28 protein-coding genes are annotated in these 25,573 nt (G+C 59.4%); 13 read left to right on the top strand and 15 right to left on the bottom strand.

Going from position 1 to position 25,573, the window contains the following annotated elements:
* The first annotated feature begins 373 nt into the window (after positions 1-373).
* Positions 374-1,285 carry a DMT family transporter gene (locus tag RBB32_RS20215; protein ID WP_306155408.1) on the top strand — a complete coding sequence of 304 codons (912 nt, stop codon included), beginning with the start codon at positions 374-376 and terminating at the stop codon, positions 1,283-1,285.
* A 254-nt stretch (positions 1,286-1,539) separates the two neighbouring features.
* Here the strand turns inward: RBB32_RS20215 and RBB32_RS20210 are convergent, their stop codons facing one another.
* The 3 genes from RBB32_RS20210 to RBB32_RS20200 are packed head-to-tail and all read right to left on the bottom strand — an operon-like array spanning position 1,540 to position 2,923.
* The gene (locus tag RBB32_RS20210) at positions 1,540-2,073 is read right to left on the bottom strand and encodes a plastocyanin/azurin family copper-binding protein (protein WP_085818080.1); all 534 of its coding nucleotides are present in this window, start codon (positions 2,071-2,073) and stop codon (positions 1,540-1,542) included.
* A gap of 44 nt (positions 2,074-2,117) precedes the next feature.
* Positions 2,118-2,465: a hypothetical protein gene (locus RBB32_RS20205; RefSeq protein ID WP_139837414.1), complete on the bottom strand. Its 348-nt coding sequence runs from the start codon at positions 2,463-2,465 to the stop codon at positions 2,118-2,120.
* The gene (locus RBB32_RS20200) at positions 2,465-2,923 is read right to left on the bottom strand and encodes a cytochrome c (RefSeq protein WP_085818079.1); all 459 of its coding nucleotides are present in this window, start codon (positions 2,921-2,923) and stop codon (positions 2,465-2,467) included. The genes RBB32_RS20205 and RBB32_RS20200 overlap by 1 nt, the downstream gene beginning before the upstream one ends.
* Before the next feature lie 407 nt (positions 2,924-3,330).
* On the opposite strand from RBB32_RS20200, the gene RBB32_RS20195 reads away from it, so the two are divergent.
* The 12 genes from RBB32_RS20195 to lgt all read left to right on the top strand — a co-directional run bounded on the left by RBB32_RS20195 (position 3,331) and on the right by lgt (position 14,317).
* Positions 3,331-3,642 (top strand): hypothetical protein, encoded by a 312-nt coding sequence (locus RBB32_RS20195; RefSeq protein ID WP_139837413.1) that lies wholly within the window; start codon positions 3,331-3,333, stop codon positions 3,640-3,642.
* A 324-nt stretch (positions 3,643-3,966) separates the two neighbouring features.
* Complete coding sequence (locus RBB32_RS20190) at positions 3,967-5,718, top strand: copper resistance system multicopper oxidase (RefSeq protein WP_371931092.1); 1,752 nt, start codon at positions 3,967-3,969, stop codon at positions 5,716-5,718.
* Positions 5,719-5,743: 25 nt separating this feature from the next.
* On the top strand, positions 5,744-6,445 hold the full coding sequence (locus RBB32_RS20185; protein WP_085818077.1) for a copper resistance protein B: 702 nt from the start codon (positions 5,744-5,746) through the stop codon (positions 6,443-6,445).
* 100 nt (positions 6,446-6,545) lie between these two features.
* The gene (locus RBB32_RS20180) at positions 6,546-7,472 is read left to right on the top strand and encodes a cation diffusion facilitator family transporter (RefSeq protein ID WP_085818487.1); all 927 of its coding nucleotides are present in this window, start codon (positions 6,546-6,548) and stop codon (positions 7,470-7,472) included.
* Positions 7,473-7,590: 118 nt separating this feature from the next.
* Positions 7,591-8,496: a DMT family transporter gene (locus tag RBB32_RS20175; protein ID WP_306155397.1), complete on the top strand. Its 906-nt coding sequence runs from the start codon at positions 7,591-7,593 to the stop codon at positions 8,494-8,496.
* A gap of 356 nt (positions 8,497-8,852) precedes the next feature.
* Positions 8,853-9,488, top strand: a complete 636-nt coding sequence (locus tag RBB32_RS20170; protein WP_176236606.1) for an EF-hand domain-containing protein — start codon at positions 8,853-8,855, stop codon at positions 9,486-9,488.
* Positions 9,489-9,660: 172 nt separating this feature from the next.
* Positions 9,661-10,047: a DUF302 domain-containing protein gene (locus RBB32_RS20165; RefSeq protein ID WP_085818075.1), complete on the top strand. Its 387-nt coding sequence runs from the start codon at positions 9,661-9,663 to the stop codon at positions 10,045-10,047.
* Between the two features lie 97 nt (positions 10,048-10,144).
* Positions 10,145-10,570, top strand: a complete 426-nt coding sequence (locus RBB32_RS20160; RefSeq protein WP_085818074.1) for a DUF6010 family protein — start codon at positions 10,145-10,147, stop codon at positions 10,568-10,570.
* 10 nt (positions 10,571-10,580) lie between these two features.
* On the top strand, positions 10,581-11,267 hold the full coding sequence (locus tag RBB32_RS20155) for a TVP38/TMEM64 family protein (protein WP_273187167.1): 687 nt from the start codon (positions 10,581-10,583) through the stop codon (positions 11,265-11,267).
* Positions 11,260-12,063 (top strand): hypothetical protein, encoded by an 804-nt coding sequence (locus RBB32_RS20150; protein ID WP_139837412.1) that lies wholly within the window; start codon positions 11,260-11,262, stop codon positions 12,061-12,063. Before RBB32_RS20155 ends, RBB32_RS20150 begins: the two co-directional genes overlap by 8 nt.
* The gene (locus RBB32_RS20145) at positions 12,060-13,382 is read left to right on the top strand and encodes an APC family permease (RefSeq protein ID WP_085818072.1); all 1,323 of its coding nucleotides are present in this window, start codon (positions 12,060-12,062) and stop codon (positions 13,380-13,382) included. The genes RBB32_RS20150 and RBB32_RS20145 overlap by 4 nt, the downstream gene beginning before the upstream one ends.
* Before the next feature lie 11 nt (positions 13,383-13,393).
* Entirely contained in the window at positions 13,394-14,317 is a 924-nt protein-coding gene (lgt, locus tag RBB32_RS20140) for a prolipoprotein diacylglyceryl transferase (protein WP_085818071.1), read from the top strand.
* A gap of 85 nt (positions 14,318-14,402) precedes the next feature.
* Here the strand turns inward: lgt and arcC are convergent, their stop codons facing one another.
* The 12 genes from arcC to RBB32_RS20080 form a co-directional block, all read right to left on the bottom strand.
* Entirely contained in the window at positions 14,403-15,317 is a 915-nt protein-coding gene (gene arcC, locus RBB32_RS20135) for a carbamate kinase (RefSeq protein ID WP_085818070.1), read from the bottom strand.
* 3 nt (positions 15,318-15,320) lie between these two features.
* Complete coding sequence (argF, locus tag RBB32_RS20130; RefSeq protein WP_085818069.1) at positions 15,321-16,322, bottom strand: ornithine carbamoyltransferase; 1,002 nt, start codon at positions 16,320-16,322, stop codon at positions 15,321-15,323.
* A gap of 14 nt (positions 16,323-16,336) precedes the next feature.
* Positions 16,337-17,566 carry an arginine deiminase gene (locus RBB32_RS20125; protein ID WP_085818068.1) on the bottom strand — a complete coding sequence of 410 codons (1,230 nt, stop codon included), beginning with the start codon at positions 17,564-17,566 and terminating at the stop codon, positions 16,337-16,339.
* A gap of 17 nt (positions 17,567-17,583) precedes the next feature.
* Entirely contained in the window at positions 17,584-19,032 is a 1,449-nt protein-coding gene (locus tag RBB32_RS20120) for a YfcC family protein (protein WP_085818067.1), read from the bottom strand.
* Positions 19,033-19,051: 19 nt separating this feature from the next.
* The gene (locus RBB32_RS20115) at positions 19,052-19,699 is read right to left on the bottom strand and encodes an isoprenylcysteine carboxylmethyltransferase family protein (protein ID WP_085818484.1); all 648 of its coding nucleotides are present in this window, start codon (positions 19,697-19,699) and stop codon (positions 19,052-19,054) included.
* Positions 19,699-19,944 (bottom strand): DUF2933 domain-containing protein, encoded by a 246-nt coding sequence (locus tag RBB32_RS20110; protein WP_085818066.1) that lies wholly within the window; start codon positions 19,942-19,944, stop codon positions 19,699-19,701. The genes RBB32_RS20115 and RBB32_RS20110 overlap by 1 nt, the downstream gene beginning before the upstream one ends.
* A 51-nt stretch (positions 19,945-19,995) precedes the next feature.
* Positions 19,996-22,404 (bottom strand): copper-translocating P-type ATPase, encoded by a 2,409-nt coding sequence (locus tag RBB32_RS20105; RefSeq protein ID WP_176236605.1) that lies wholly within the window; start codon positions 22,402-22,404, stop codon positions 19,996-19,998.
* 203 nt (positions 22,405-22,607) lie between these two features.
* Positions 22,608-22,877: a DUF5676 family membrane protein gene (locus RBB32_RS20100; protein WP_085818064.1), complete on the bottom strand. Its 270-nt coding sequence runs from the start codon at positions 22,875-22,877 to the stop codon at positions 22,608-22,610.
* 563 nt (positions 22,878-23,440) lie between these two features.
* Positions 23,441-24,082, bottom strand: a complete 642-nt coding sequence (gene petA / locus RBB32_RS20095) for a ubiquinol-cytochrome c reductase iron-sulfur subunit (protein ID WP_085818063.1) — start codon at positions 24,080-24,082, stop codon at positions 23,441-23,443.
* 104 nt (positions 24,083-24,186) lie between these two features.
* A complete protein-coding gene (locus RBB32_RS20090; RefSeq protein WP_121143692.1) occupies positions 24,187-24,447 on the bottom strand; it encodes a hypothetical protein in 261 nt (86 codons plus the stop codon).
* A 116-nt stretch (positions 24,448-24,563) separates the two neighbouring features.
* Positions 24,564-25,139 (bottom strand): RNA polymerase sigma factor, encoded by a 576-nt coding sequence (locus RBB32_RS20085; protein WP_121143691.1) that lies wholly within the window; start codon positions 25,137-25,139, stop codon positions 24,564-24,566.
* 53 nt (positions 25,140-25,192) lie between these two features.
* A partial coding sequence (locus RBB32_RS20080) for a DMT family transporter (RefSeq protein WP_306155392.1) occupies positions 25,193-25,573 on the bottom strand: 381 nt, incomplete at its 5' end.

The raw sequence follows: 25,573 nt of genomic DNA, 5'->3' as shown, positions 1-25,573 counted from the left end.
CCATGTACGGTCGAGCCGGTCCAGAATTGTTGCGGGCGAGAATGCTACCGTTCCGCCACACAGATTGAGGCAGAGCCCAATTAAGGGTTACGCGACAACCGCATTTGCTGCATTACTGATCTGGTGTGCGGAAAGGCTGACAAGCCTATAATTGAAAATGCATTGGTTCGGAAATGGTCGGTTGCGCAACTGCCCGAAGCAATCGAGTTTCGACAGTTGCAGCACCATGGCGGGGGTTCGCCTTGCGCTCGAAGCGTTCCTTCTGGTTTAAAGAAATCTGTTGGAACCAATCAGCTATGGGAGTGTTGGATCACCGATGGCCGGTTCGAGTTTCAAGCGACAGCTGTTGGTATATGCCCAACTTTTCTTCGGCATGGCCCTGTTCGGTACAGGTACCCCGTCAGCCAAGATCGTGTCAGAAGCCTTTCCCGTGTTCCTCGGACCCTTTCTCCGTCTGACAGTAGCGGCCCTGGCATTGACGCCCTTTCTCTTCATCTACCGGAAACAACTGTCCCAAATATCCCGACAGAACTGGATCAAGATCGTCGTAATCGGCGGTGTGGGCATCGTTGCCTTCACGCTGTTCCTGCTCTACGGCATGCAACGCGTGAACGGTGTGGTCGGTTCGGTTGTGATGAGCCTGAGTCCTGCGGCAATGGCCACGGCTGCCTTTATCTTCATGGGTGACAGCTTGGGCTGGCGCAAGCTTCTGGCCATTACGCTGGCCATCGCTGGTGTGCTCGTGATCAACGTATCGGGTCAGTCGATACAGTCCTCGGGATGGACATTGGTCCTTGGCAGCGTACTGGTTTTCTGTGCGGTCGCCAGCCAGACGCTTTATTCGATTCTGGGCAAGCAGATGATACGGGAACTGAGCCCTGTCGTGGCCTTGCCTCTGATTGTCTGGGTCGCAACGTTGCTCTTTGCCGGGCCAGGCCTTTATCAGGCGACAAGCTTCGACTTCTCCGAACCTTCGCTGAACGCTTGGATCGCGCTGGTCGTCTGGGGCATGGGGCCGCTCGCAATCGGAACGTTGATCTGGTTTCGCGGGCTGAGCCAGATATCGGCAAGCACGGCCTCGGGCTACATGAGTGCAATGCCCGCATCGGCGTTGGCTCTGTCATACCTCTGGCTCGGGGACAAGTTCTACCCGGTCCACCTGGTCGGCTTCGTACTCGTTTTCGCGAGCATCGGGCTAGTGACCTGGGCGCACCGCGTCAAGGAAGCAAGCCAGGAGGGCAAGCAAAGTGCGGCAGATAGCAACAGCTGTGCCCTGCCGTGTTAAACGCAATGGACCCTAAGGCCGGATGGTTGTTGTCAGGGAAAACGACACCGGGTACCCCGTGCGGACCTAGGAGGTCTCATGGACGCGACTGCCCTTTGGATGAAAGTGGTGCGGTCGGTTCTCCAAGTTAGGGCGATAGCCATCAAGCGATGTCATGCTGGTCTAGAGAACTGAAAATGTAAAAAAGGGCGCCATGAGCGCCCTTCTCTGAAGACTTTTCTTTCGCTTCAATCGCCCTGAGGCGCAGCTATAGCCTAGTGTTTCATGAAGCTGATGTCACCGACCATACCGGACTCACGGTGTCCGGGCACGTTGCACGCAAAGCCCAATTCAGTCTTTTCGCCGAAGGTCCAGGTTACTTTGGCCTTTTGACCTGGCTCCAAAAGAACGCTGTTGGCATCGTCATGCATCATGCCAGCCTGCATCATCTTGTCATGGTCGATTTTGTCGACCGTCATCATGCCGGTGTCCATCATCTTCATCATCTCGTCCATATGGCCCTGCCACATTTTTTCCGTGCCGAGATTGAATTCATGCACGAATTCACCGTCGTTGCTGACCACGAAAGTGATGGTTTCCCCTTCCATGATCTCAATGTTCGACGGGTCGAACGCCATCTCGGTCATGCTGACTTCGACAACGCGATCCGCCTTTGCCGGGTCGCCAGGTTGTCCCATCATGGCTGCGTGTCCATCACCGTGACCGTCGTCGTGGCCTGCCCCTGCGAATGCCGCTGATGTTGTTAGAGCGAACACGACGCTTGTGATCGTTTTGAGATAAGGTTGCATTTCAGTTTCCTTGTATTGGTCGAGTATAGAGTTCTGGGTTGAAATCAGACCGCTCGTCGCGGAGGTGGCGGGTCAAACACTGGCGTGAAACGGTTCGCCACCAAGGAAAACTTCAGCGGCTTCACGTCAAAGACACGTTGTGTTTGGGTGATATTTTTCTGTTGGGTGCCAATTGCCATTAAGGAACAGGCCATGCCGGGATGACAGTCTTCTGATTGGTCGGTTTCGCCATATTCATGATGCGCCGAGGCGTTGGCTTCTGATGCAATGTGCACGTGCTGGAAATCAGTTGTCCCAAGCGACATCTCTGTTCCGCCTGAAAGAACGACCGAGATCGCAAATATGGTGAGGCAAGCGATAAGGATTACGCCCGAGCGTCGCGTCAAGTTCATCAGAAAACCCCATTTTCCTTCTGAAGCGCGCGCACATAGGCGGTGATCGCTTTCACGTCGGCGTCTGTCACGCCGTCCACCGGCGGCATGTTTCCGAAGCGCCAGTGATGTGATCGGACGCCATTCTTCGCCGCCATCACGAAGGCCATATCCGAGTGATGGTTGGGTTCGTAAATCTTGTGCACCAGAGGCGGTCCCTTCCCTTCACGACCCGCTGCATTGGCCCCGTGGCAGACTGCGCATTTCGCGTTAAAGGCGCGCTCTCCCATTTGTGCGAGGGACGCCAAGTTGTCCGGCAGTTTCACCTCGACGATGGGCGCACCTTCAGCAATACCCGACATGTCGGGCGGCGTCATGGAATGCCCCGTCTGACTTGGTGCAGGACGCATGACCTGCCATAGAAGCGCACCGCTCCCGACGACCAGAACTCCGGCGATGATCCAACCAAGTTTGCTCATGTTGCAGCGACCATTTTAAATGTGGCGGGAACAACCGAAGCGACGACGCTCCGTAGCTCATAATATTTGAACGATGAGCTTTCGCGATGGAATTGGATTGGCTGTTCAAATTTCTCGAGCCATGGCTCCTGCGAAACGGGGTAGTGAACGTCGTTACACTTGAGCTTTGTTTTTGAAAGGAACCGGGACCGTTCAGGCGAACCCTTTGGTAAATGTCGCATATCCGGCCTCAGACTAACCCACCATTTGTCGGAGGGGGCTATGTTCCAGCGCTGGAAGGTCAAGAAAAACCAACATCTTAGGGGCTTAATTATTGTAACGAAATGTATCCTTGATCTTTGTTGGCAATCGCGCTTTTTTAGCCACGAAAGGGTACGGGACGTATGCGTTTTTTCAGATTTACACGAATGGCTCATATTCTGTCGCTCATCGTCTTGATGGTAGCGGCCATGCCGTTTGTCGGACCTGAAGCTGGCTCGCCGCAAGAAGATTGGAGCCACGTTGCCGCGATGGACGTTCGTGATTGTGACGCACATCTTGTGTCGGACGATACTATCCCCGGTTGCCCTGGTATGATGGTGCATTGCGTCACTTTTTCTAACGCCGATCATGCACTACCCGAACCGAAGCTCTTTGTCGTGCACGTTTATCATGGGTCTCGCGCGGTCGACGCAGAAGGCTTGAAGCCGGAAGCGTCTTCGCCCCCTCCGCGAGTCTGAACGCGCTTCGATTCTCATCCCTGCATCTTACGGCTCAGGTTTCCGGTCTCGTCCAAATAAGAAACGGCGTGAACGTGTGAAGGGCTCCCCTGTTCGGGTGGTCCTGAAACACCTCGGGTACTCGCGGGATCACTTCTCAGAAGCTACTCGAGGTCTGCCTTGATCGGGCGAACCTTCGACTCAATCATCACAAAGGAGAAGAGTATGCAACTCTTCAAAGCAAAACAGTGCGCGCTTTCCGATACAGCGCTCAGTTCGTCGGAACATCTGGCAAAAGGTCTGTCCCGGCGTCAGTTCGGTTTGACTGCGGCTGCCGCGCTTGCCATGCCGACGGCATTGCGCGCGCACGGATCGCCAAAGATCACATCGAAAGGAACCTATGATATCACTGTCGACCGGGTTCGGATCGACACTGGGAACTTTCGGAAAATGGGCGTCGGTTACAACAAGAGCCAGATTCCAACGATCCTGCGGTTCAAGGAAGGCGAGGAAGTCACCATAAACGTGACCAATAACCTTCGCGAGAGCACCTCAATTCATTGGCACGGGCTGATCCTGCCCTTCCAGCAGGACGGCGTTCCCGGTATCAGCTTCAACGGTATCGCTCCGGGTGAAACCTTCACTTACCGGTTTCCGATCCAGCAGGCTGGCACTTACTGGTTCCACAGCCACTCGGGCTTTCAGGAACCCGATGGCGCTTACGGTGCCATCGTGATCGAGCCGCGCGACGGTGAACGGATTCGGACGGATCGCGATTATGTGGTGCAGCTGGCCGACAAGCACCCGCATCCGGGCAGCCGGATCATGCGGAATCTCAAGAGGATGCCGGATTACTACAACCGCTCGCAACGCACATTGCAGACCCTGATCGAGGACTCGCGTCAGGACAGTCTAAAAGCAGCCCTCAAGGATCGCGGTATGTGGGGCCGGATGCGAATGATGCCGACCGACATCGAGGATGTGCAGGGATTTACCGCCTTGATCAATGGACGAAGCACATCACAGAACTGGACAGGGCTGTTCCGGCCCGGTGAGAAGGTTCGTCTGCGGATCGTCAATTCTTCGGCCATGACCTATTTCGACATGCGTATCCCGGGCCTGAAGATGACCGTGGTCCAGGCTGATGGCAACGACGTCAAGCCAGTCACGGTTGACGAATTGCGTGTTGCCGTGGCCGAGACGTATGACGTCATCGTCCAGCCGCGAGAGAACAAGGTCTATAGCATCATTGCCGAGTCAATGGGGCGCACCGCCCTGGTTCGCGGGACGCTGTCACCCAGAGAGGGCTATGCCGGGGCCGTGCCACCGCTCCGGCCCAAGCCTTTGCTCACCATGGCCGACATGAGCGGGATGATGGGCGGCATGGATATGGGTGACCACGTCATGCAGAACGCGGGCGGCATGCAAGACATGACCGGTATGGACCATTCGGCCATGCAGGGCATGGACCACTCCAACATGGGTTCCGCGACCGCCCCGGCAGCGCAGGCTATGGACAATTCAACCATGAAAGGCATGGACCATTCCAAGATGGAGATGTCGGCGCAACCTGCGATGAAAGGTATGGATCATTCCGGCATGGCGATGTCAGACGGAGGTGATCCGTTCTACGCACCTGGTAGCGGGCTGACACCCAAAGCCTATAATGGCGGAAAGTTCTTGTCCTACAAGGATTTGCGCGCCGCACGCCCGCTCTATCGGAATCGTGCTCCGTCACGCACCATTGAACTCCGTTTGACGGGCAACATGGAGCGTTACATCTGGTCGATCAACGGAGTGAAATACGACGATGCCGACCCAATCGTGCTGAATTATGGCGAGCGGGTGCGTATCCGGTTCATCAACGAGACAATGATGGCGCATCCAATGCACCTGCATGGGATGTGGTCGATCGTCGATACCGGTCAGGGCGCACGTAACCCCATCAAGCACACGGTGAGCGTCCAGCCCGGCACCACGACCGATATGGAGGTCGAGGTCGATGCCCCCGGACAATGGGCCTTCCATTGTCACCTCTCCTACCACGCCGACGGTGGCATGTTCCGCAAAGTCGTGGTCAGAGGGCGCCCAGCCTGAGCCAGTCAATATAAGGAAAAGCATGATGAAACGTTTCAAACTGGCCGGACTAGCCGGCCTCCTTCTACCCTTGGCTCAGGTTGCGCAGGCCGAGCCGCTGATCTGGGGTTTTCAAGCGGAGCAGTTCGAATATCGCGCGATGGATGGCGAGGATGCCTTCGTCTGGGATTTTGATGCCCTTGCGGGGTCGGATGAGCTAAAATTCGTCTGGCGAAGCGAGGCGGAACTCGGTCTGACATCGGATGATTTTGAGAAGCTGGAAAATCAGCTGCGTCTGCAGTTCCCGATCTCGACGTTCTTCGACGCCGTGGTGGGAGCCTATGCGGACACGCCTGATGGCGCTCCCGACCGCTACGCTGGCGTGGTGGGCGTCAAGGGTCTTGCACCGCAGTGGTTCGAGATCGATGCTGATCTCTTTGTCTCCGATCACCCCTTCTTCCGTTTCGAGGCAGAATATGAGGCGCTTCTGACCAATCGGCTGATCCTCACGCCGAGTATCGAAATCGATCTGCCTCTCAAGGATGATCTGGCGCGTGAACGGGGCGCGGGCGGTGCGGTTGTCGAGCTCGGGGCACGGCTCAGCTACGACGTTATCGACCGCGCGTTCTCTCCCTATATCGGCGTCAACTATGAAGCCTCGTTTGGCGACACCAAGGATATTCTCCGCGCCAATGGCGACGATACGGATGCATTCTCGATCGTGATCGGTACGCGTCTGATGTTCTGAAAATTGGCCGCCCCGGTTGAAGGCCGGGGCGGCCCGAAGATGCTTTTCTTCCCAGAAGATGCATCGAAGTTCAAACAACCAAACTGAAAAGGAGACCATGATGGGCGGTAAGGGACACGCAGGTCACATGCCACAGAGCGGACGAGGCATGGCAATTTCCGCTTGGTTAACGGGCGTCTATTTCGTCATCGAGCTGGCAATCGGCCTCTGGACCGGCTCCATTGCTGTGATTTCGGATGCGTTCCACACCTTCTCCGCTGTGGGAGGCGTCCTTGTGGCCATCATTGCAGCACGACTTGCCCGCCGTCCGGCAGATGAGGATCGCAGTTTTGGCTGGTATCGCGCGGAGATAATCGGCGCGCTGGTCAATGGCGGGTTCCTGCTTGCCATGGCGATCGTGGTGATCGTTATGGCGGCAATGCGGCTGGGATCTCCTATTGATCTGCCGACCGGTCCAATGCTGTGGGCAGCGGCTGGCGGCCTTGTGACCGAGTTCATCTCGCTCGGGTTGATCTGGAAGCAGAGCCAGAGCGATCTGAACGTCAAGGGTGCGCTCTGGCACATCATCCAGACCTTCGTTGGGAGTCTGCTGATCATCATCACTGCACTGGTCATAAAGTTTACCGGTTTTCTGCTCATCGATCCAATTCTTGGTATGGCTTTTGGCTTCGTTTTGGTTTGGGCAAGCTGGGGGATTCTGCGTGATTCCATGCACTTGCTCATGGAGGGTACCCCGGGCGATGTAAGCCTTGGCGAGGTCACGCGGAACCTGGAGGCGGTGGATGGCATTGCGGACGCACATCACGTCCACGCGTGGGCATTGACCAGCGGCAAATATGTCTTTTCGGCTCACCTGCGTGTCGGTCAAGGGGCCGATCCGCAGGAGACACTGAAGACAGCCCATAATATGTTGCGCAAGCGCTTTGGCTTCTTTTTCATCACCTTGCAGGTCGAAGACCGTTGCATTGATGAAAGCGGTGCAGAAGCCATCGACATAACTTCGGGCGAGAACCACAATCAGGCCTGACCGCACCCGATGCGCATCTATGACTGCCGGGGTGCGAGACCCCTGGATTAATTGGGCCGCTTTGCGCGTCGCCTAGCCACGCTCTTAGCCAGATCGGAAACCGGATATGAATACTATATTGCTTCTCCTTCTGATCACCTTGTCCGAGGCGACGATCGGTGTCTTCGTCAAGCTGACCGACGGCAGAATCCCGATTCAGACGTTGAATTTCTACGCGATCCTGACAGCTGCCGCCTTCCTGATGCTCGCGCTGCCGGCCGCCACAGGCCGACCGATCCGCCTGCCCTGGGGGAATTTGAAAGACACCATTGTCATCGGTGTTCTTATCGCGACGCAGATCAGTGTCTTCAACTACGCCATGACGCTGGTGCCGATCGCCAATGCCGTCATTTTCTGGAGCGTGGCACCCTTCTTTACGTTCATATTCTCGGCGATGTTCCTCGGCGAGAAGGCAGGCTTCGGCCACGTTCTCGTTTTCGGTATCGCCATCGTCGGCATCGTGCTCGCCAAACCCCTCTCAGGTGGATACTTGATCGGCAATCTCGTCGCGCTTACCGACGGCGCGATCTATGCGGCGATGATCACCTACATGCGATACGAGGGTAAGTCAGAGACGGGCAACGATATCGCGTGGTCGATGCTGACGGCGGCTATTGTCCTCTCGCCGGCGCTGTTGATCTACGGCACCGGAGATGTGCTGGGCATGGCGGAAAACAAGAGGCTGGGCATCATCGTACCGGCTGGTGTATGGGCGCTGGCGCTTGGGTTGGTATCTACGGGATTTGCCTATTTCGGAATCTCTATCGTCCTAAAGACGTTAAATGCGAACGTCTATTCCCTCGTCGACATCATCGTCTCACCTGTCGTCGCGAGTACACTGGGTTTTTTGGTCTTTGCCGAGGTCCCGGCCAAGGGCATGATCTATGGTGGCGCGCTGTTGCTTTTGGCCGGGTTTCTGCTGACGCGGATGATGACCCGTGACCGGCCCGATATAGCGGCCCATCCCTGTCAGTGCGCAGAGTGACACGCGCTGTGGAGCTGGACGAGTAAGGCCGCTGCCACGCCCCTCGCTACCTACCAGATCGCTAAGCCGTTTAAGCAGGCGATTGGTCAGCTCTGTGATGTTGGCCCGCTGTGCACGTTCTCACTGGCGCTCGGTGAAGGCGAGGCCCGGCAATTGTGGGGGCTCAAGAAAAGCCAGTTTGGTCATTCGGATTCGAGTGCCAGAGTTGTTTTTGGAAGCGCGAATCAAATCCGTGTGAGGAACTTCTGCCCAGCATTTCGATACAAAACGTTACACCAAAGTCTGGAGGCACCAGCTGACACGGGCCTTTGTAAATCATACCTCGGGGTGGTGATTCAGCAATAAAGGAGATCACCATGTTTCGACACTCATTTCTCGCCCTGTCGGTGGTAGCTGCAACCGCGCTCGGTGGGGCCGCTTATGCGCAAAACGACCATGGTCATGGTTCCAAACCCAAACCCGCCGGAGGTGGAATGATGATGCAGGGCGACGGCTCCGGCATGATGGGCGATATGCCCGGGATGGGCGACATGCCCGGCATGATGAAGATGATGATGAAGATGCACCGCATGCATGGCGACATGATGGATGGCGGCATGATGGGCGGCCACGGCGGCGGCATGATGGGCGGTGCCATGATGCCGATGCTCGACGCCGATGGTGACGGCAACGTGACGCCGCAGGAGATGCGGGAACAGCTGCAGGCCAAACTGTCCGAATATGATAGCGATGGTGACGGCACGCTGTCCATCGCCGAGTTCGAGGCGCTGCACAGCGCGATGATCCGCGAGAAGATGGTCGACCGGTTTCAGCATCTGGACGCGGATGGAGACGGCGCCATCACCGGCGATGAAATGACCGCCCCGGCCAAGAAGATGGAGCGCATGAAGAAGATGCGTTCCGGCATGGGCCAGATGCAGCAGGGCCAAGCTGGCAGCGGCCAGGGCATGGGCTCCGGCATGGGCAATTCCGGCGGCACCGGCAGCAACTGAGGATAGCGGCGCCGGCCCCCGGGCCGGTGCTGTCGCCACTCCCGAAACAGGAAATCGACATGATGGGTTTTGGAATGGGCGGCCTGTGAATGCTGCTCATCTTCGTATTGGCTGTGCTGGGGGTCTTGGCACTGGTTAAATACCTGTCCAAGTGAGCGAAAAGGCAATCGCAATGAGTTATACCTATGATCGCACTCTGCAAGGTGCCGATATCGACGAAGCGGAAGCGCGAGTCCGTGAGGCGCTGGCCGAACAAGGCTTTGGCGTTCTGACCGAAATCGACGTCAAGGCGACGATGAAGAACAAGATTGGTGCCGACATGGCGCCCTATCGCATCCTCGGGGTCTGCAACCCGGACATGGCGTACAAGGCCATCGAAATCGAGCCGCGCGTCGGCGCGATGCTGCCCTGCAATGTCGTCCTTCGAGACGTCGAAGGCGGCACCGAGATCAGTGCCATCGACCCGGTGGCATCCATGCAGGCCATCGAAAGCAATGCGCTGCACGGGGTCGCGGGTAAAGTTCGTGACATGATGCGAGCAGTGGTCAACGCCGCCTGACGGCGCGTCGGCATCAGACCTTGACCTTCTAGCTGCTGGAATCCCTATGGTTAAATGGAACCGCCGAATCGACCAGTTAAAATGGGGTACCCGCAAGATGACAACCGACGAAACCCGGACCTGGACCCTTGTCCGAACGCTGGGGCCGAGCGCCGTCGGGGCAGGGCTGTTCCTCGCCTTCGCGCCGGTGCACCTGCTGGTGAGCGAGGACGTCTCGGTGGCGATCGCGGCCCTGACCTTGGCCCTGATCGGGGGGACCTATATCGGCTTCGGCGCGTCCGACGGTGCCACACGGATCTTCTGGATGGAGCTTGGCGTCGCCATCTTCTACGCCATCATGGCGCTGGCCGGCTTGCTGTGGTCCCCGCTCGCGCTGCCGCTCGGGCTGGCGGCGCATGCCGTCTGGGACCTGCTGCACCACAACGGGGCGTTCGGCGCGCCCGTGCCGAAATGGTACATCCCCTTCTGCGTCGTCTTCGACCTGCTCGCCGCCGCGTTCTTTCTTGTACTTTATCTGGAATGAGGCCCGTTTGTTGGCGCATGGCATCCCCGTCCGAACCATCGTGAAGATCGCCGTGGCGACCGTACTAATTGCGGCCGTCGCGGCGCTGTTTCTCGGCCCACTCTCCGGGCTCGTCGAAAGCCTGAGCGGCGAACGGGTCTCGGCCTGGGTGAATGCCGCAGGTGCATGGGGGCCCACCGTCATCATCCTGCTGATGACGGTCGCCATCGTCGCGACGCCGATACCGAGCGCCCCCATCGCCCTCGCGGCGGGTGCGGCATATGGCCATACGATCGGCACCATTTACATCGTCATCGGGGCCGAGCTGGGCGCGATGGTGGCTTTCGCGCTGGCGAGGCTCCTCGGCCGGGACGTTTTGACCAGGTGGCTCGGCGACAGCGTGGACAGGGGGTGGCTGGGCTCGCAGAACGCGCTGACGTTCACGGTGTTCGCCAGTCGGCTGATGCCCTTCATCTCGTTCGATATCGTGAGCTACGCCGCCGGGCTGAGCTGCCTCCACTTCTGGCGGTTCGCCCTCGCGACCCTCGCCGGAATCATCCCGGCCAGTTTCATCCTGGCCCATTTCGGCAACGAAGCGGTCAGCGGCGAGCCCGGGCGGGCCGCCTGGGCGGCCGTCGGACTGGGCGTGCTGACCCTGACCCCGCTTGTCGTCGTGGCAATCAGGGAGCAGCGCCGTAAGGAGGCAGCGCATGACTGACCCGCGCACATCACCGCAGCAACCCGCGCCGTTCCACTGGAGGACGGTGCGCTGGTGCCTGAGGCGGGAACTGCGCCGGACCTGTCGCTGGCATCTGGCGAACCGGACGCTTTACGACGAGGACGGCGGCACGATGCGCTGGCTGCGGCAGGACAGGGACAGGTTTCTCGAGACTTTGGACCGGGTCGTTGAAGAGATGCGGGAGATCGCCGGGCTGCACGCCCTCCCCAACAGCGGAAGCCGTCTGATGGTCGAACTCGCCGTCTATACCCTCGCCGCCGATGCGGCGCTGCGACGGCACGGGGTCGGAACGGATTGCGCGCATTCGGTCGTGGCCGATATCGGTTGGGATCTCTACAGCCGCATGCTGCGCCTGTCATCGCTACCTGCGCGGGTCGTCAGCCGCAATCCCGGACGCAGGCTGCGCTGGACGATTCGAACCCTGCTGGTTTTTCCGTTCCGCCCGGTCGGCGCACCCGGCTACGAAACGCGCGTCTTCCGGGAGGGTGACGACCTGCAAACGCATTTCACCCATTGTCCTCCGCAGAGTTTCGCGCGCAAGGTGGCGACGCGCCGCGCGGACCCCGAACTGCTGGAGGCGTTCCGACAGAGCTGGTGCCTCTATGACTGGCCCGGCGCGGATATCATCGCCGGCGACGGCCGGCGGGGACACTACCGCAGGCCCAGGACGCTCTCGGCCGGTGATCCGGTTTGTGACATGTGCTGGCGCGCGCGCGGCGCGAGGCCGTCGGCCCGATCCGGCGATACCCATGATCAGGCGGAGGCATTGAAATGAAGTCGGAATACAAGGCGAACAGCATCACACTGGCTGGCGCGATTGCGATGGGCACGGGCGTGATGATCGGAGCGGGCATCTTCGCGCTGACCGGGCAGATCGCGCAGCTTGCCGGACCGCTCTTTCCGCTGTCGTTCATCGCGGGTGCGCTCGTCACCGCGTTCAGTGCCTACACCTATGTCAAGATGTCAAATGCCTACCCCTCGGCCGGCGGCATTGCGATGATCCTGCAAAAGGCCTATGGCCCCACGACCATCGCCGCGGCCGCCGCGCTTCTGATGGCGTTGTCAATGGTCATCAACGAAAGCTTGGTGGCACGGACCTTCGCCACCTACCTGCTGGAAGGCATGGGGCTCAAGCGAACGGGATGGGCCGTGCCGGCCCTCGGCGTAGGGCTGATCGTCTTTTCCTATTTCATCAACGCGGCAGGCAACCGATCCGTTGGCCTGTTCTCCATCGTCATGGCCATCCTGAAGGTCGGCGGCATCGCGTTGTTCGGCGCGGCCGCGCTCTGGGCGGGTGGCGTCTCGTTCGAGGCGGCGACGGACGGTCAATCGACACAGATCGGCGGTTTCGTCGCCTCCGTAGCCCTGTCGATCCTGGCCTTCAAGGGGTTCACCACGATCACCAACAGCGGGGCGGAAGTGACCGACCCAAACCGCAATGTCGGCCGGGCGATCATCGCCTCCATCGGCATCTGTGTGATCGTCTACCTTCTGGTCGCCTTCGCCGTCGGCTCCAGCCTGACCCTGGAGGAGATCATCGCGGCCAAGGACTATGCGCTGGCCGAGGCCGCAGGGCCGACCTTGGGCCGGACGGGCTTTTACCTGACGGTTCTTCTGGCGATCGTCGCCACGTCCTCGGGTCTGATCGCGAGCATCTTCGCGGTGTCACGCATGCTGGCCATGCTGACGGACATGAAGCTGATCCCTCACAGCCATTTCGGAATGAAGGGTGCGATCCGCGATCACACCCTTATCTACACGGTGGTGATCGCGGGCTTCCTGACCGTATTTTTCGACCTAAGCCGGATCGCGTCGCTGGGGGCGTTCTTCTACCTTGTCATGGACATCATCATTCACTGGGGCGTGTTCCGCCATCTCCGGCACGAGATCGGCGCCGCGGGGGCCGTCCTGGTGACAGCGATCACCCTGGATATCGTCGTGCTGTCGGCCTTCGCGGTGCTGAAATGGCAAAGCGACCCGCTGATCGTAGTAATCTCCCTCGTGTTGATGGCAGCTGTCTTCGCCTTTGAACGGTTCTACCTGCGCCACCTGCGGGACGGCGATGCCCACCATGACTCTCACGCTAAAACCTAGAAGGACAAGACATGCTGACCGCTGCTATCCCGTTCCCGGATATCGGCACCGAACTTTTTTCGGTCGATATCGGTGGCTTTCACCTCGCGCTGCGCTGGTATGCGTTGGCCTATATCGTAGGTATCCTCATCGGTTGGCGGCTTTGCGTCCGGGCGGTCAGGCGGGCTGCGCTGTGGCCGGAGTCGGGACCGCCAATGACCGCGAAGCAGCTCGAAGACTTTCTGACATGGGTGATACTGGGGGTGATTCTTGGCGGGCGCCTCGGCTTCGTCCTGTTATACCAGCCGCAATACTACCTGCAAAACCCCCTGGAAATCCTGATGGTCTGGCAGGGCGGCATGTCGTTCCATGGCGGCTTTCTTGGCGTAGCGATCGCGGCGATTGCATTCTGCATTCGGGAAAAGAGCCCGATGCTTGGTACGGCAGACCTTCTTGCGCTTGCGACACCTCCGGGCCTCTTTCTCGGGCGCCTCGCCAATTTCACCAACAACGAGCTTTGGGGACGTCCGACGCAGATGCCCTGGGGCGTGATCTTTCCCGGCGATATGGCCCAGGCCTGCCCGGGGGTTGAAGGACTGTGCGCAAGGCATCCCTCACAGCTCTACGAGGCGCTTCTCGAAGGCTTGGTGCTGGGCATCCTGCTGCTGGTTCTGGCATGGCGAAAAGGTTGGCTAAAAAGGCCCGGCGCCCTTACGGGAATATTCCTTGTCGCCTACGGCCTGTCCAGGGCCTTCGTCGAGTTCTTCAGGCAACCGGACATGCAGTTCGTGAGCGTGGGAAACCCAGTTGGGCATGCTCTGCATTTCGGAGACTGGGGTCTGACCATGGGGCAGGCGTTGTCTTTTCCGATGGTCCTGATCGGGTTGGGACTGATCTGGTGGGCTTTCAGACCGCCGACACGGAACGCCGCGCAGAGGGTGGACCGAACCGCCTGACCTTCCGGTCGGCCGGTGTCGGTGTTGGCTCGGGGCGCGGCTGCCCCAGCCGCCCGCCACCCCGCCGGTGGTGCTGTGTTCGCCCTCAGTCCGCCTCGGCGATCATCGTCCCTGCGCGGCCTTGCAGCATGGCAAGCGCATCCTCCAGGCGGCCGACGCAGGCGAAACGGTTTCGGCCCGAGACAAAAGTCGCGGCGGCGGCCACCTTGGGTGCCATCGACCCGTCGGGCAGATCGAGATGCCCGGCGTCTTCCGGCGTTATCCTGTCGATGGCCGATTGCGCCTCGGTGCCGAAATCGCGAAACACGGCCTCGACATCCGTCAGCAGCAACAGCGCGTCGGCGTTCAGCTTGTGCGCCAGAAGGGCTGTCGCGTGATCCTTGTCGATCACCGCCTCGATCCCGATCAGCGATCCGTCCGGCCGACGGACGACCGGAATGCCGCCGCCACCTGCACAGATCAGCGTCACATCCTGCTCGAGCAGGAGCTGAAGCACCCGCAAATCCGGAATGTCCATCGGCATTGGTGAGGGGACGACACGCCGCCAGTGCGCACCATCCGCGGCGATGCTCCAACTCCGCGCCTGCGCAAGCCGTTCGGCTTCGGCCTTGTCATAGACCGGGCCGATGAACTTGGTCGGTCTGGCGAAGGCAGGGTCTTTGGGGTCGACCTCGACCTGGGTCAGCAGTGTCGCGACCGGGCGGTCATGGCCCAGGGCGTTCTCGAGCTCCTGCTCTATGAGATAGCCGATCATGCCGTCGGTTTCCGCCCCCAGCACATCCAGCGGGAACACCTCATCGGGTTTGTAGGCGGCACCCTGAAGTGCCAACAGGCCGATTTGCGGCCCGTTGCCATGAGTGACAACCAGTTGGTGGCCGGCCTCGATGATCTGTGCCAGCGATGCGGCCGCGGTGGCGACGTTGGTGCGTTGGGTCTCCGCGGTCAGAGGTTCGCCACGGCGCAGAAGGGCATTTCCCCCGAGGGCTGCAACGACAAGCATGGGCTAGTTTCCCAGCGTGGCGACGAGGACTGCCTTGATGGTGTGGAGCCGGTTCTCGGCCTGGTCGAAGACGATGGAGGCCGGGCTTTCGAACACCTCCTCGGTGACTTCCATCGCCGTGATGTCGAATTGGCTGGCGATTTCGGCACCAAGCTCGGTCTCGGCATTGTGGAACGCCGGTAGGCAATGCATGAATTTGGTGTGCGGATTGCCGGTTTGCGCCATTACCTGCTTTGTCACCTGGTAAGGTTTGAGCAGTTCTATTCGCTCAGCCCATTTTTCTTTTGGTTCGCCCATTGAGACCCAAACATCAGTGTAAATGAAGTCGACGCCCTGCGTAGCGTCGTCTACCGCATCGGTCAGCATTAGCCGAGCACCGGTTCGATCAGCAATTTCTGTGGCCTCGCTGCGTATTGCTTCCGTTGGCCAGAGGTTTTCCGGCGCACACAAACGCACATCCATGCCCATCTTGGCCGCACCGATCAGCAGGCTGTCGCCCATGTTGTTGCCCACGTCGCCCAGAAAGGCAAAGGCGACCTGACCCAGCGGCTTGTCCGAGTGCTCCTGCATGGTCAGGAAATCCGCGAGGATCTGCGTCGGGTGGAACTCGTCCGTCAGCCCGTTGTAGACCGGCACGCCGGCATATCTCGCGAGTGTCTCGACAATGGGCTGGCCGAAACCGCGATATTCGATCGCGTCATAGACCCGCCCCAGAACGCGGGCGGTATCCTTCACGGTTTCCTTCCTGCCCAGATGCGACCCAGAAGGACCAAGATAGGTGACATGCGCGCCCTGATCGTGGGCCGCAACCTCGAAGCCCACGCGGGTGCGGGTGCTGTCCTTTTCGAAGATGAGCGCGATTTCCTTGCCGGTCAGGCGCGGGACCTCGTAGCCGCCGTATTTGGCGGCCTTGAGATCGGCTGAGAGCTTCAGCAAAAAGGCGATCTCCTGAGAGCTGAAATCGCGCAGCGTCAGGAAATGGCGGTTTCGCAGATTGTAGGACATGGGGTCTCCTTTCGTCAGATAGGGTCCCGAATGGTGGGGCAACTCATGCAGTGGCTGCCGCCACGCCCCCGGCCAAGCTCGGCCCCGGGAATGGCCAGCACCTCGATGCCGGCCTTTTCGAGTGCGGCATTGGTATCGTCGTTGCGATCGTAGCCGATGACGACCCCCGGCGAGAGTGCCAGCACGTTGTTGCCGTCGTTCCACTGCTCGCGCGACTGCTCGGCCAGGTCGCTGCCGCCCGTGGGAACGAGGTTCAGGCGCTTGAAGCCCAGGATTTCGGCCGTGATCTCGAACAGGTGCCGGGCATCCCGCCGGATATCGAGCGGCGCCTTTCCTTCGCCGGGGCGCAGGTCATAGCAGGTGATCGCGTCAGCCACTTCCTTGAACGTGGTCACGACATCCCCCCCGCAATGGGTAAAAACGGTATCAAGATGCATCGCCGCGCGCGACCGCGGCATCTGACAGGCGATGACGCGCTGCACGTCGCCGCTGGCGAATAATGCCTCGGCAAGCTGTCCGACAGCCTGGGGCGTCGAGCGTTCGCCCATACCGACCATGACCACGCCGTGCCCGATCGGCATGATATCCCCGCCCTCCAGCGTGGCCGCACCGAAATCCCGCGTCGGATCACCGAACCAGACCCGCACCCGATCCGTGAATGTCGGATGGAACCGGTAGACGGCGGCCATGAGCAGCGTCTCGGGTCGGCGTGCCGCGAAATGCATAGGGTTCAGTGACACGCCGCCATAGACCCAGGCAGAGTTGTCGCGTGTGAAGATGAAATTCGGTAGTGGCGGGAGCACAAAACCGTGCTGCCCTAGATAGCTACCGAACATGCCTGAAGGGGTGAAGGGTAGATCATCTACCGTGAACCCGCCAACGAGGTAGCGAGCAAGTTCTTCTCCGGGCAATTCTTCCATCCAGGCGCGCAGGTCGTCACGCATGCCGACCCCCACATCGTTACGAGTGATGCGGTGGTCCAAAATCCAGGCCCGCGCGTCTTCGACGTCCAGAGTCTCGGCCAGCAGGGTCATGGCGTCCAGAACCTCGACCCCCCTCTCGCGCATGATCGCCGCGAAGACATCGTGATCGCGGATCGCCTGCTTGACCCAGAACACATCGTCGAACAGCAGTTCCTCGCGATTGTCTGGGGTCAGGCGCCGATGGGCTAGGCCGGGTGGCGAGACGATAACCTGCCGCAGCTTGCCGGTTTCAGAATTTACGCCAAGGGCATGATCTGTCATTGATATTTTCCTTTGGATCAGAGGGTCGCGGCAACGCTGAGCGCGGCCATGATGAAAATCGCGAGCATCAGCAGAAGCGGCCAGACGAACACCACCCAGCGGTCGAAGGATACGCGGCCGATCGCCAGACCGCCAATGACGACGGCCGAGGTCGGCGTGATCAGATTCACAAGGCCGCTCGCCGATTGATATGCTGTCACCACAAGATCACGGCTGACGCTGGCAAAATCCCCCAGCGGGGCCAGAATTGGCATCGACAGGACCGCGAGCCCCGAAGAGGACGGCACCAGAAAGCTCATCCCGATCTCGATCCAGAGCATCAGATTTATGAAGGCTATCTCGGATAGGCCACCCAACGTTTCTGCAGCGCTGTTGAGGATGGTGTCGGCGATCAGGCCCTGTTCCATGATCACAACGATTCCGCGCGCCAAGCCGATCACCAGCGCCACGCCAAGCAGGTCTTTCGCCCCGTCCACAAAAGCAGAGGTCAGTTTCTTCTCCCCCATCCGCGCGACCAGGCCTACGACGATGGCCATGCCGAAGAAGAGCGCCCCCATCCGTGCCATCCACCAACCCTGGCTCGACACTCCCCAGATCATCACCGCGAAGGTGGCGAAGAAAAGGACCAGCACCAGCTTCTGAGTTCCTGTCAGCTTCGGTTCGGTGAATTCGGCATCGTCAGCGCCCAGAAATATCCGACGATGTGCATCGTGCTGCTTGGCGACCACCGAGCGGGACGGATCGGCCTTCACCTTTGAGGCGTAGCGCATCACGTAGGCGATGCATGTCAGAAGCCCGCCGATCAGGATGACCAGCCGCAACGCCATGCCCTGGGTAAAGGGTATCCCCGCCGCGTTAGATGCGATTACGGTTGCAAACGGGTTGATCGTGGAGCCGAGGGTGCCGATGCCCGCCCCGATCAGGATGATCGCGACGCCGGTAACGGCGTCAAATCCCGCGGCTATGACTACCGGGATCAGCAGCGCATAAAAAGCCAGTGTTTCCTCGGCCATACCATAGGTCGTGCCGCCCACGGCGAACAGTGACATCAGGATCGGGATCATCCAGATCTCGCGCCCCTTCATGCGCCCCATGGCTGTTTGGATACCAGTATCGATGGCTTTGGTGGCGTTCACCACACCCAGAAACCCGCCGAGCAGGAGCACAAACAACGCAACGTCGATCGCATTGGCCGCATAGCTGTCCGGATCGTAGAACCCGGCGACGGGCGCAAGCATCACATCGACGAAACCCTGCGGATTGGGCTCGACCGTCTGATAGGTGCCCGGCACCGCGATCTCGCGTCCGACCTCTTCGTTCATGGCCCGGTCATACTGGCCCGCAGGGATAATCCAGGTCAGCGCCGCGACAACAATGATGAGCCCGAACAGGATGGAATAGGCGGTGGGAAACCGTGCCGCCATGCCATCTGCCTCGGGCTTCGAATGGGTGTTCAGATCACTCATCGGTTTTCTCCCTCCGTGTTCATTGAGTGGAGTCTTGCGTGGGTCTCAGTGCCGGAACGAAGGCAGGTACACTGGCTGCGTAGGCGTCGAATTCCTTTCCGAACGCGGCCCGTGTCTCGCGCTCTTCCGCGCGGGCCAGCCGCACATACATCCAGATAAGCACCGGATACATTGCCAGTGTTAGCAGTGTGGGCCACTGGACCAGAAAGCCGGTTAAAACCAGAACGAAGCCGACATATTGCGGATGACGCACGCGCGCATAGGGACCGCTGGTGGCCAGCCTTCCGCTCCTTTGGGCATGATAGAGCACGCGCCATGCGGCTGAGATCATCCAGAAGCCGAGACCGATGAAGACGAAACTGAGGATGTGAAACGGGCCGAAATGCGGGTTTGCCTGCCAACCGAAGAGCATTTCCGGCAAATGTCCGGCGTCGTGCGAAAACCAGTCAATTCCCGGGTAGGTCGTTTGCAACCAGCCGGACAACAGGAAAATCGTGAGAGGGAAGCCGTACATCTCAGCAAACAACGCCACTAGAAACGCACTGAAGGCCCCGAAACTGCGCCAGTCGCGCGCCGTTTGCGGCTTGAAGAAGCTGAATGCAAACATGATGAAAATGGCCGCATTCAGCAGGGCAAAAAACCATAGCCCATAACCAGGTTCGTGCATCATGACTTGTCACCCCCACCATGACCACCGTGGCCACCGTGCATGAAAACATGCATTACAACACATCCCAGAAGGAGCAGCGCGAGAAACCCGTTGCCTCCGAAAATGTGGACACGGTGTTCGAACGCGAGTAGGGCCGCACCGATCCCGAGAGCAATCAAGAGGTAGATGCCCGTGCGGGACTTCCAGAAACCCTTTTCGCGATTGTCGTGATGATTGTCCTGATCATGATGCTGCTCTGTCATTTGGTCTGGCCCTACTCAGGTTGAATGGTGGAATTGTCCGCGATAAGCGGTTCAGAATTTCAGTCGCCGCAGCCGAAGCGAGTTCACAACGACCGATAGTGAAGACGCGCTCATGGCAAAGGCGGCGAAGATCGGTCCGATCAGGATACCCAAGAATGGGTAGAGCACGCCGGCCGCGATCGGCACGCCCGAGGCGTTGTAGATCAGCGCGAAGAACAGGTTTTGGCGGATGTTGCGCATCGTGGCCTGGCTCAGCTTCCGGGCGCGCACGATGCCGTCAAGATTGCCCTTGACGAGGGTGAAGCCCGCGCTCTCGATTGCGACGTCTGCGCCGGTGCCCATGGCAATGCCGACATCGGCCTGTGCCAGCGCCGGGGCATCATTGACCCCGTCTCCCGCCATCGCGACTTTCCGACCCTGCTCCTGCAATTCCTTGATGATCCGGGCCTTGTCCTCGGGAAGGACATCGGCACGGATTTCGTCAATGCCAAGGCGGTTCGCGACGGCCTGCGCGGTGCGCTCGTTATCGCCGGTGGCCATGATGATGCGGAACCCCAGTTCGTGCAGCGCCTTGAGTGCGGCGGGCGTGGTCTCCTTCACCGGGTCGGCCACGCAGACCAGCCCGGCGATCGTACCGTCCAGCACAATGAACATGACGGTCTCACCTTCGTCACGCCGCGCATTGGCGGCATCCACCAGCGCACCGCTGTCCAGCCCCATGTCGCGGATCAGAGCCGCATTGCCGAGTGCGACCGATTTGCCATCGACCCGCCCCTTAACTCCCTTGCCGGTGACGGCCTCGAAGTCCTCGGCCTTGGCGAAATCCACGCCGCGCTCCTCAGCGCCGCGCACGATTGCCTCGGCCAGCGGGTGTTCCGACCCGCGTTCGAGCGAGGCGGCGAGGCGCAACACCTCAGCCTCGTCATGGCCGTCCTCGGGCAGCACCGCGACCAGTCTTGGCTTGCCTTCGGTCAGGGTTCCCGTCTTGTCCACGATCAGCGTGTCGACCTTCTCGAATCGCTCCAGCGCTTCAGCGTTCTTGATAAGCACACCCAACTGCGCGCCCCTACCCGTCGCAGTCATGATAGACATTGGCGTGGCAAGGCCAAGCGCGCAGGGGCACGCTATGATGAGCACCGCGACGGCCGATACAAGGCCATAGGCCATGGCCGGGTCTGGTCCCCAGATAGACCACGCAACGAAAGACACGATGGCGATCGCTATGACAGCCGGCACGAACATGCCTGCCACCTGATCGGCATATTTCTGGATCGGCGCGCGGCTGCGCTGCGCATCGGCGACCATTTGAACGATCTGGCTGAGCATTGTGTCGGCGCCGACGCGCGTGGCCTCGATCACGAGGCTGCCGGTGCCGTTGATCGTCGCGCCGGTGACGGGTTCGCCTGCGACTTTCTCGACGGGAACGGGCTCGCCGGTGATCATCGACTCGTCCACCGACGAGCGCCCTTCGACAACGACCCCATCGACCGGCACCTTGTCGCCGGGCCGGACACGCAGGTGATCGCCCAGTTGCACCTGGTCGAGTTCGATCTCTTCCTCGGTTCCATCGGGGCGGATCACCACCGCTGTCTTCGCGGCCATGTCGAGCAGGGCGCGGATCGCCTTTCCGGTCCCTTCGCGGGCGCGCAGTTCCATAACCTGGCCCAGAAGAACCAGCGTTACGATCACGGCGGCGGCTTCGAAGTAGACTCCGACATTACCGTTCTCGTCGCGAAAGCCCTCGGGGAATATCTGGGGCGCGACGACCGCGAGGATACTGAACACATAGGCCGCGCCCACGCCCATGCCGATGAGGCTGAACATGTTCAGGTTCATCGTCCGGAAGGAATGGTAGCCGCGCACAAAGAAAGGCCAGCCCGACCACAGGATGACCGGCGTCGACATTACCAGTTCCAGCCAGAGAGATGTGCGTTCCCCCAGCAGTTCCTTGAAAAAGGTGAAGCCGACGAACGGCCCCATCGCAAGGATCAGGACCGGGATGGTGAGGACGGCACCAACCCAGAACCGCCGGGTGAAGTCGACCAGTTCGGGGTTCGGGCCTTCGTCCTCTGCGCTGACGGTCGCGGGCTCCAGCCCCATACCGCAGATCGGGCAGGAGCCAGGGCCGGGATGCCTGACTTCGGCGTGCATCGGGCAGGTGTAAATCGTTCCGGTGTAGCCTTCGGGCACGGTGTCGTATTCACCCCCCTTGACCCCCACGGTCGCGGCCCCGTGGGCGTGACTGTGACCGGAGTGATCATGGCCGTGGTGGGCGTGGTCCATGGACTCGCCCTCGGGGGCCAGGAACATGCCGCATTTCGGGCAACTACCTTCTTCCGTGCTGCGTATCTCGGGGTGCATCGGGCAGGTGTAGACCGTCCCGGCGTAGCCTTCCGGAACTGTGTCCAAGGTTTCGTGGCCTTCGGTCTTCCTGGCTGGTTGGCTTTTGCTGTCGTTCATCTTGCGTCCTTTCCTGTCCCGTTCCGGCGAGATGCTGTCTATCGCCGGACCGAGAACTCGAAAATGTGCCGGCGCCCGGCGGAAATCAGGTGTCTTCGCTGACCCGTATTCAGACAGGCGTGTCTTTCAGCTTTTCCATCTGCCGCGCCGCCCCGTTCCTCGGTTGCAGTCGATGCCGGGGCGGGTCGGACAATATCGGCACTTCACGCTCCTTTCTTTGCCGAAAAGAAATTGAATGTCGGCACGAAGATCACGGCGATATACCAGCCATAGGCAAAGCTCTCGACCAAGCCCAAAACGGCGCTGGACCAGCTGATCCAGGTCACGCCGGGCAGCAGCGGCAGCCAAGCCTGATACATTGTGGCACCGGGAAACACGAGGCCGAAGACAACGCACAGCAGGAAGCTGACCGCCAGCAGGGTCCCAAGCGCCATGCCTATGGGAACAATGCGAATAGATGCGAAATCCGACATGATTTCTCCTTTCAAACCACTTGGAGCGATCCTGTTATAGAGGTGGATGCACCCACAGACGCGCGAGTGTCACGAGGTTTTCTGTATCGTTTTGTCGCAATAACCCTCGAGGAAATCGGCCGTTTTAGGATGCCGGTCGAGGAAAATCGGGATGGCAATTTCGCTATTTCGCAGCGAGCGAGATGAGTGGATTAGAAGCAGGGTAGAGAGCCCTACAATTGCGCTTAGCGTAATCATGACTGTGATCTCCTTTCATTGCCGAATTACTGGCCTGACCTTCTCGCCATGTAAGGTTTCTTCGCGATTAGCTTCAGGTTTTGCTGCAACAGCATCCCTTGGACCGTGAAGCAGTCGCCCGGGCCACGGGCTTGACATCGGCGGCCAAGGTGACGGAATTACTGCCACAGCACCCGCCAGATTTTGGGCTTTCGGTTTGAGAGTTTTCGCTTTGGGTGGTTTTCTGGTCCATTTAGGCCTCCTTCAATTAAGGTTTCAGATCGGAGACGCCCACCACGACCTTCCATTACAGGGAAAACTGTAGATTTCGCGTATTTTCTGCTAGATCATGCAATTCCAACCTTCAGCAGCAGATCGGACCCGAGACTATAAGGCGGAAAATCGAGGTTGCGCGGTGCGGGACCTTTTCGAATTCGGCCTGATAGATCGTAATGCGATCCGTGACACGGACAGAACCACCCGCCGAATTCTCCAACGCTGGACCCATCTTGACCGATCGGCACACAGCCAAGGTGCGTGCAGATGCCTATCACGATCAACCACTCGCCAGCTTCATCGGCCGCTCGGTTCCCGTCAAGGGCAGGCAAGGGTTCACTGATATTGGGATCCCCCTCGCTGTCATCAATCGGATCAGGAAGATCATCAAGCAGTGTGGCCCTTGCCTTTGCGACGGTCTCAGGCGTGCGACGCCAAATGAAGACTGGCTTGCCAGCCCATTTAACGGTTATCCGCGTCCCCAATTGTACGCCGGTCAAATCTACGGCAATCGTTGACTGACTGATCACATCGGCCGAGGGGTTCATGGAATCGACCAATGGCCAGACCGCGGCCCCTCCGGCAACTGTTCCTGCTGCTGCGGTTGTATAGTAAAGAAAGTCGCGTCGGTTGGTAGCTTCTACACGGTCAGCAGTTTGTTGTAAAAGGGCATCGTGCTCTCCTTCGCTTGCCTTTGGTCGGTTCCGCGACAATCAGAGGCCTCGTGGCGGCCCTGTTTCTTAGCTGCCAAGGCGTCAATCTGGCGGCTTTGAATCGCTCTTGTGGTCTGCAAAATTCTGTTACGACGTCTGGAAATTCAGCAGCAGCTCACAAGTTCGGTCGCTATGTCGCGACGTAATCCGGCAGAGAGATACGCGCCGTCTATGGACCAGAGGCCCAGAAGCATCGCGGCTTCAACCAAGGTCCGGACTTCGCCTCCTACCCGCAGAAACAGTTCCTGTGAAATCGGCGCATCGACATGGCGCGAACTCGCGGCGCATGTGCGACTCAAACCCTGAACAAGGCCAAGCATTTCCTCCCAGGTGACGAGACGCTCGGGCGTTGCCGGATCCGACATATACCCCCTCGGTATATCATTTCGGGGTCTCCCGTCGTGGTGCCCGAAAACGGGCTTTTCACAGGAGTGGACGCTCCCTGACGTAAACCATTACACTTAGTCGAGTCAGTACTCGCCTATTTGGCTACGTCCCTTGGAGCACAATGCAACTCGTCTTCCGGGCTTTCACAGCCGATCGGAGGGCAGTAGCAATCGTCCCATCCTGTCTTGCAGCACTTTCCACAATGGCCCGTCAACGCGTCACGTAAGGCCATGCGGGCTCGGTGAAGCCGTACTCCAAGCGCGTTCCGCGTAAGGCCCATGTCGGTGGCAACAGTGGCGCGGTCCTCCTCGCCAAGGTCAATCCGACGGATCAGGTCGGCATCCGCATCGCGCAAGGTGGGTATCAGACCGTTCACGCAACGGCAAAATTGCGCCATCTGTTCGGGGGCATCATGAGCTAGTTCCTCGGGTTCTCCGCCATATGCTTCGGTCAGGCGCCCTCGACGTGCCGCCTTGCGGAAATGATCGTTCATCGTCGAACGCAATATGGCGTAGAGCCAAGAATCCACCCGTTCCACATCGCGCAATTGTTCTTTGCGCGTAAGCACGCGGATGCAGAATTCCTGCAAAACATCCTCGGCATCCGCTTTGTTGCCCAAACGGCGCATCAGAAAGCCCCAAAAAGCCTGCCTGCCTTCTGAAAGCGCCATTCTGGCTGCGTCGTGATCATGCGTGACTCCGCACGATTTATTTTCTGTGCCCGTCATACTTCGCCGCCTCCTGATTGAGATGCTGGCCGCTCGCTATCAACTTCATTTCCAAGCATCGCTTTCCGCCGGTGAACTAGCGCTATACCCAAGAATATCATAACGATCCCGATGATCTGCAAGAGCGATAGACGCTCGCCATAGATCACGAAACCCAAGGTCAACCCGAAGACTGGAATGAGAAAGCTGAAGGCGTTGGCCCGGTTCAAGGGAACCGTTTCAAGCGCCGTAAACCATAACCAATAAACAAGAGCGGAACCTGCCAAGGCCAAGGCAAGAAGTGAAGCTATAAACGTGAACGGGTCGTGTCTCGGAGTTGGTGGAAATTTGAAGGCGGCGTAATCTCCGGGTGAACATCCACCCACCCAACCGGCGGC

This window comes from Roseovarius sp. MMSF_3281 (assembly GCF_030733685.1).
Taxonomy (GTDB): Bacteria; Pseudomonadota; Alphaproteobacteria; order Rhodobacterales; family Rhodobacteraceae; genus Roseovarius.
This window is presented reverse-complemented; position numbering and strand designations above follow the sequence as displayed.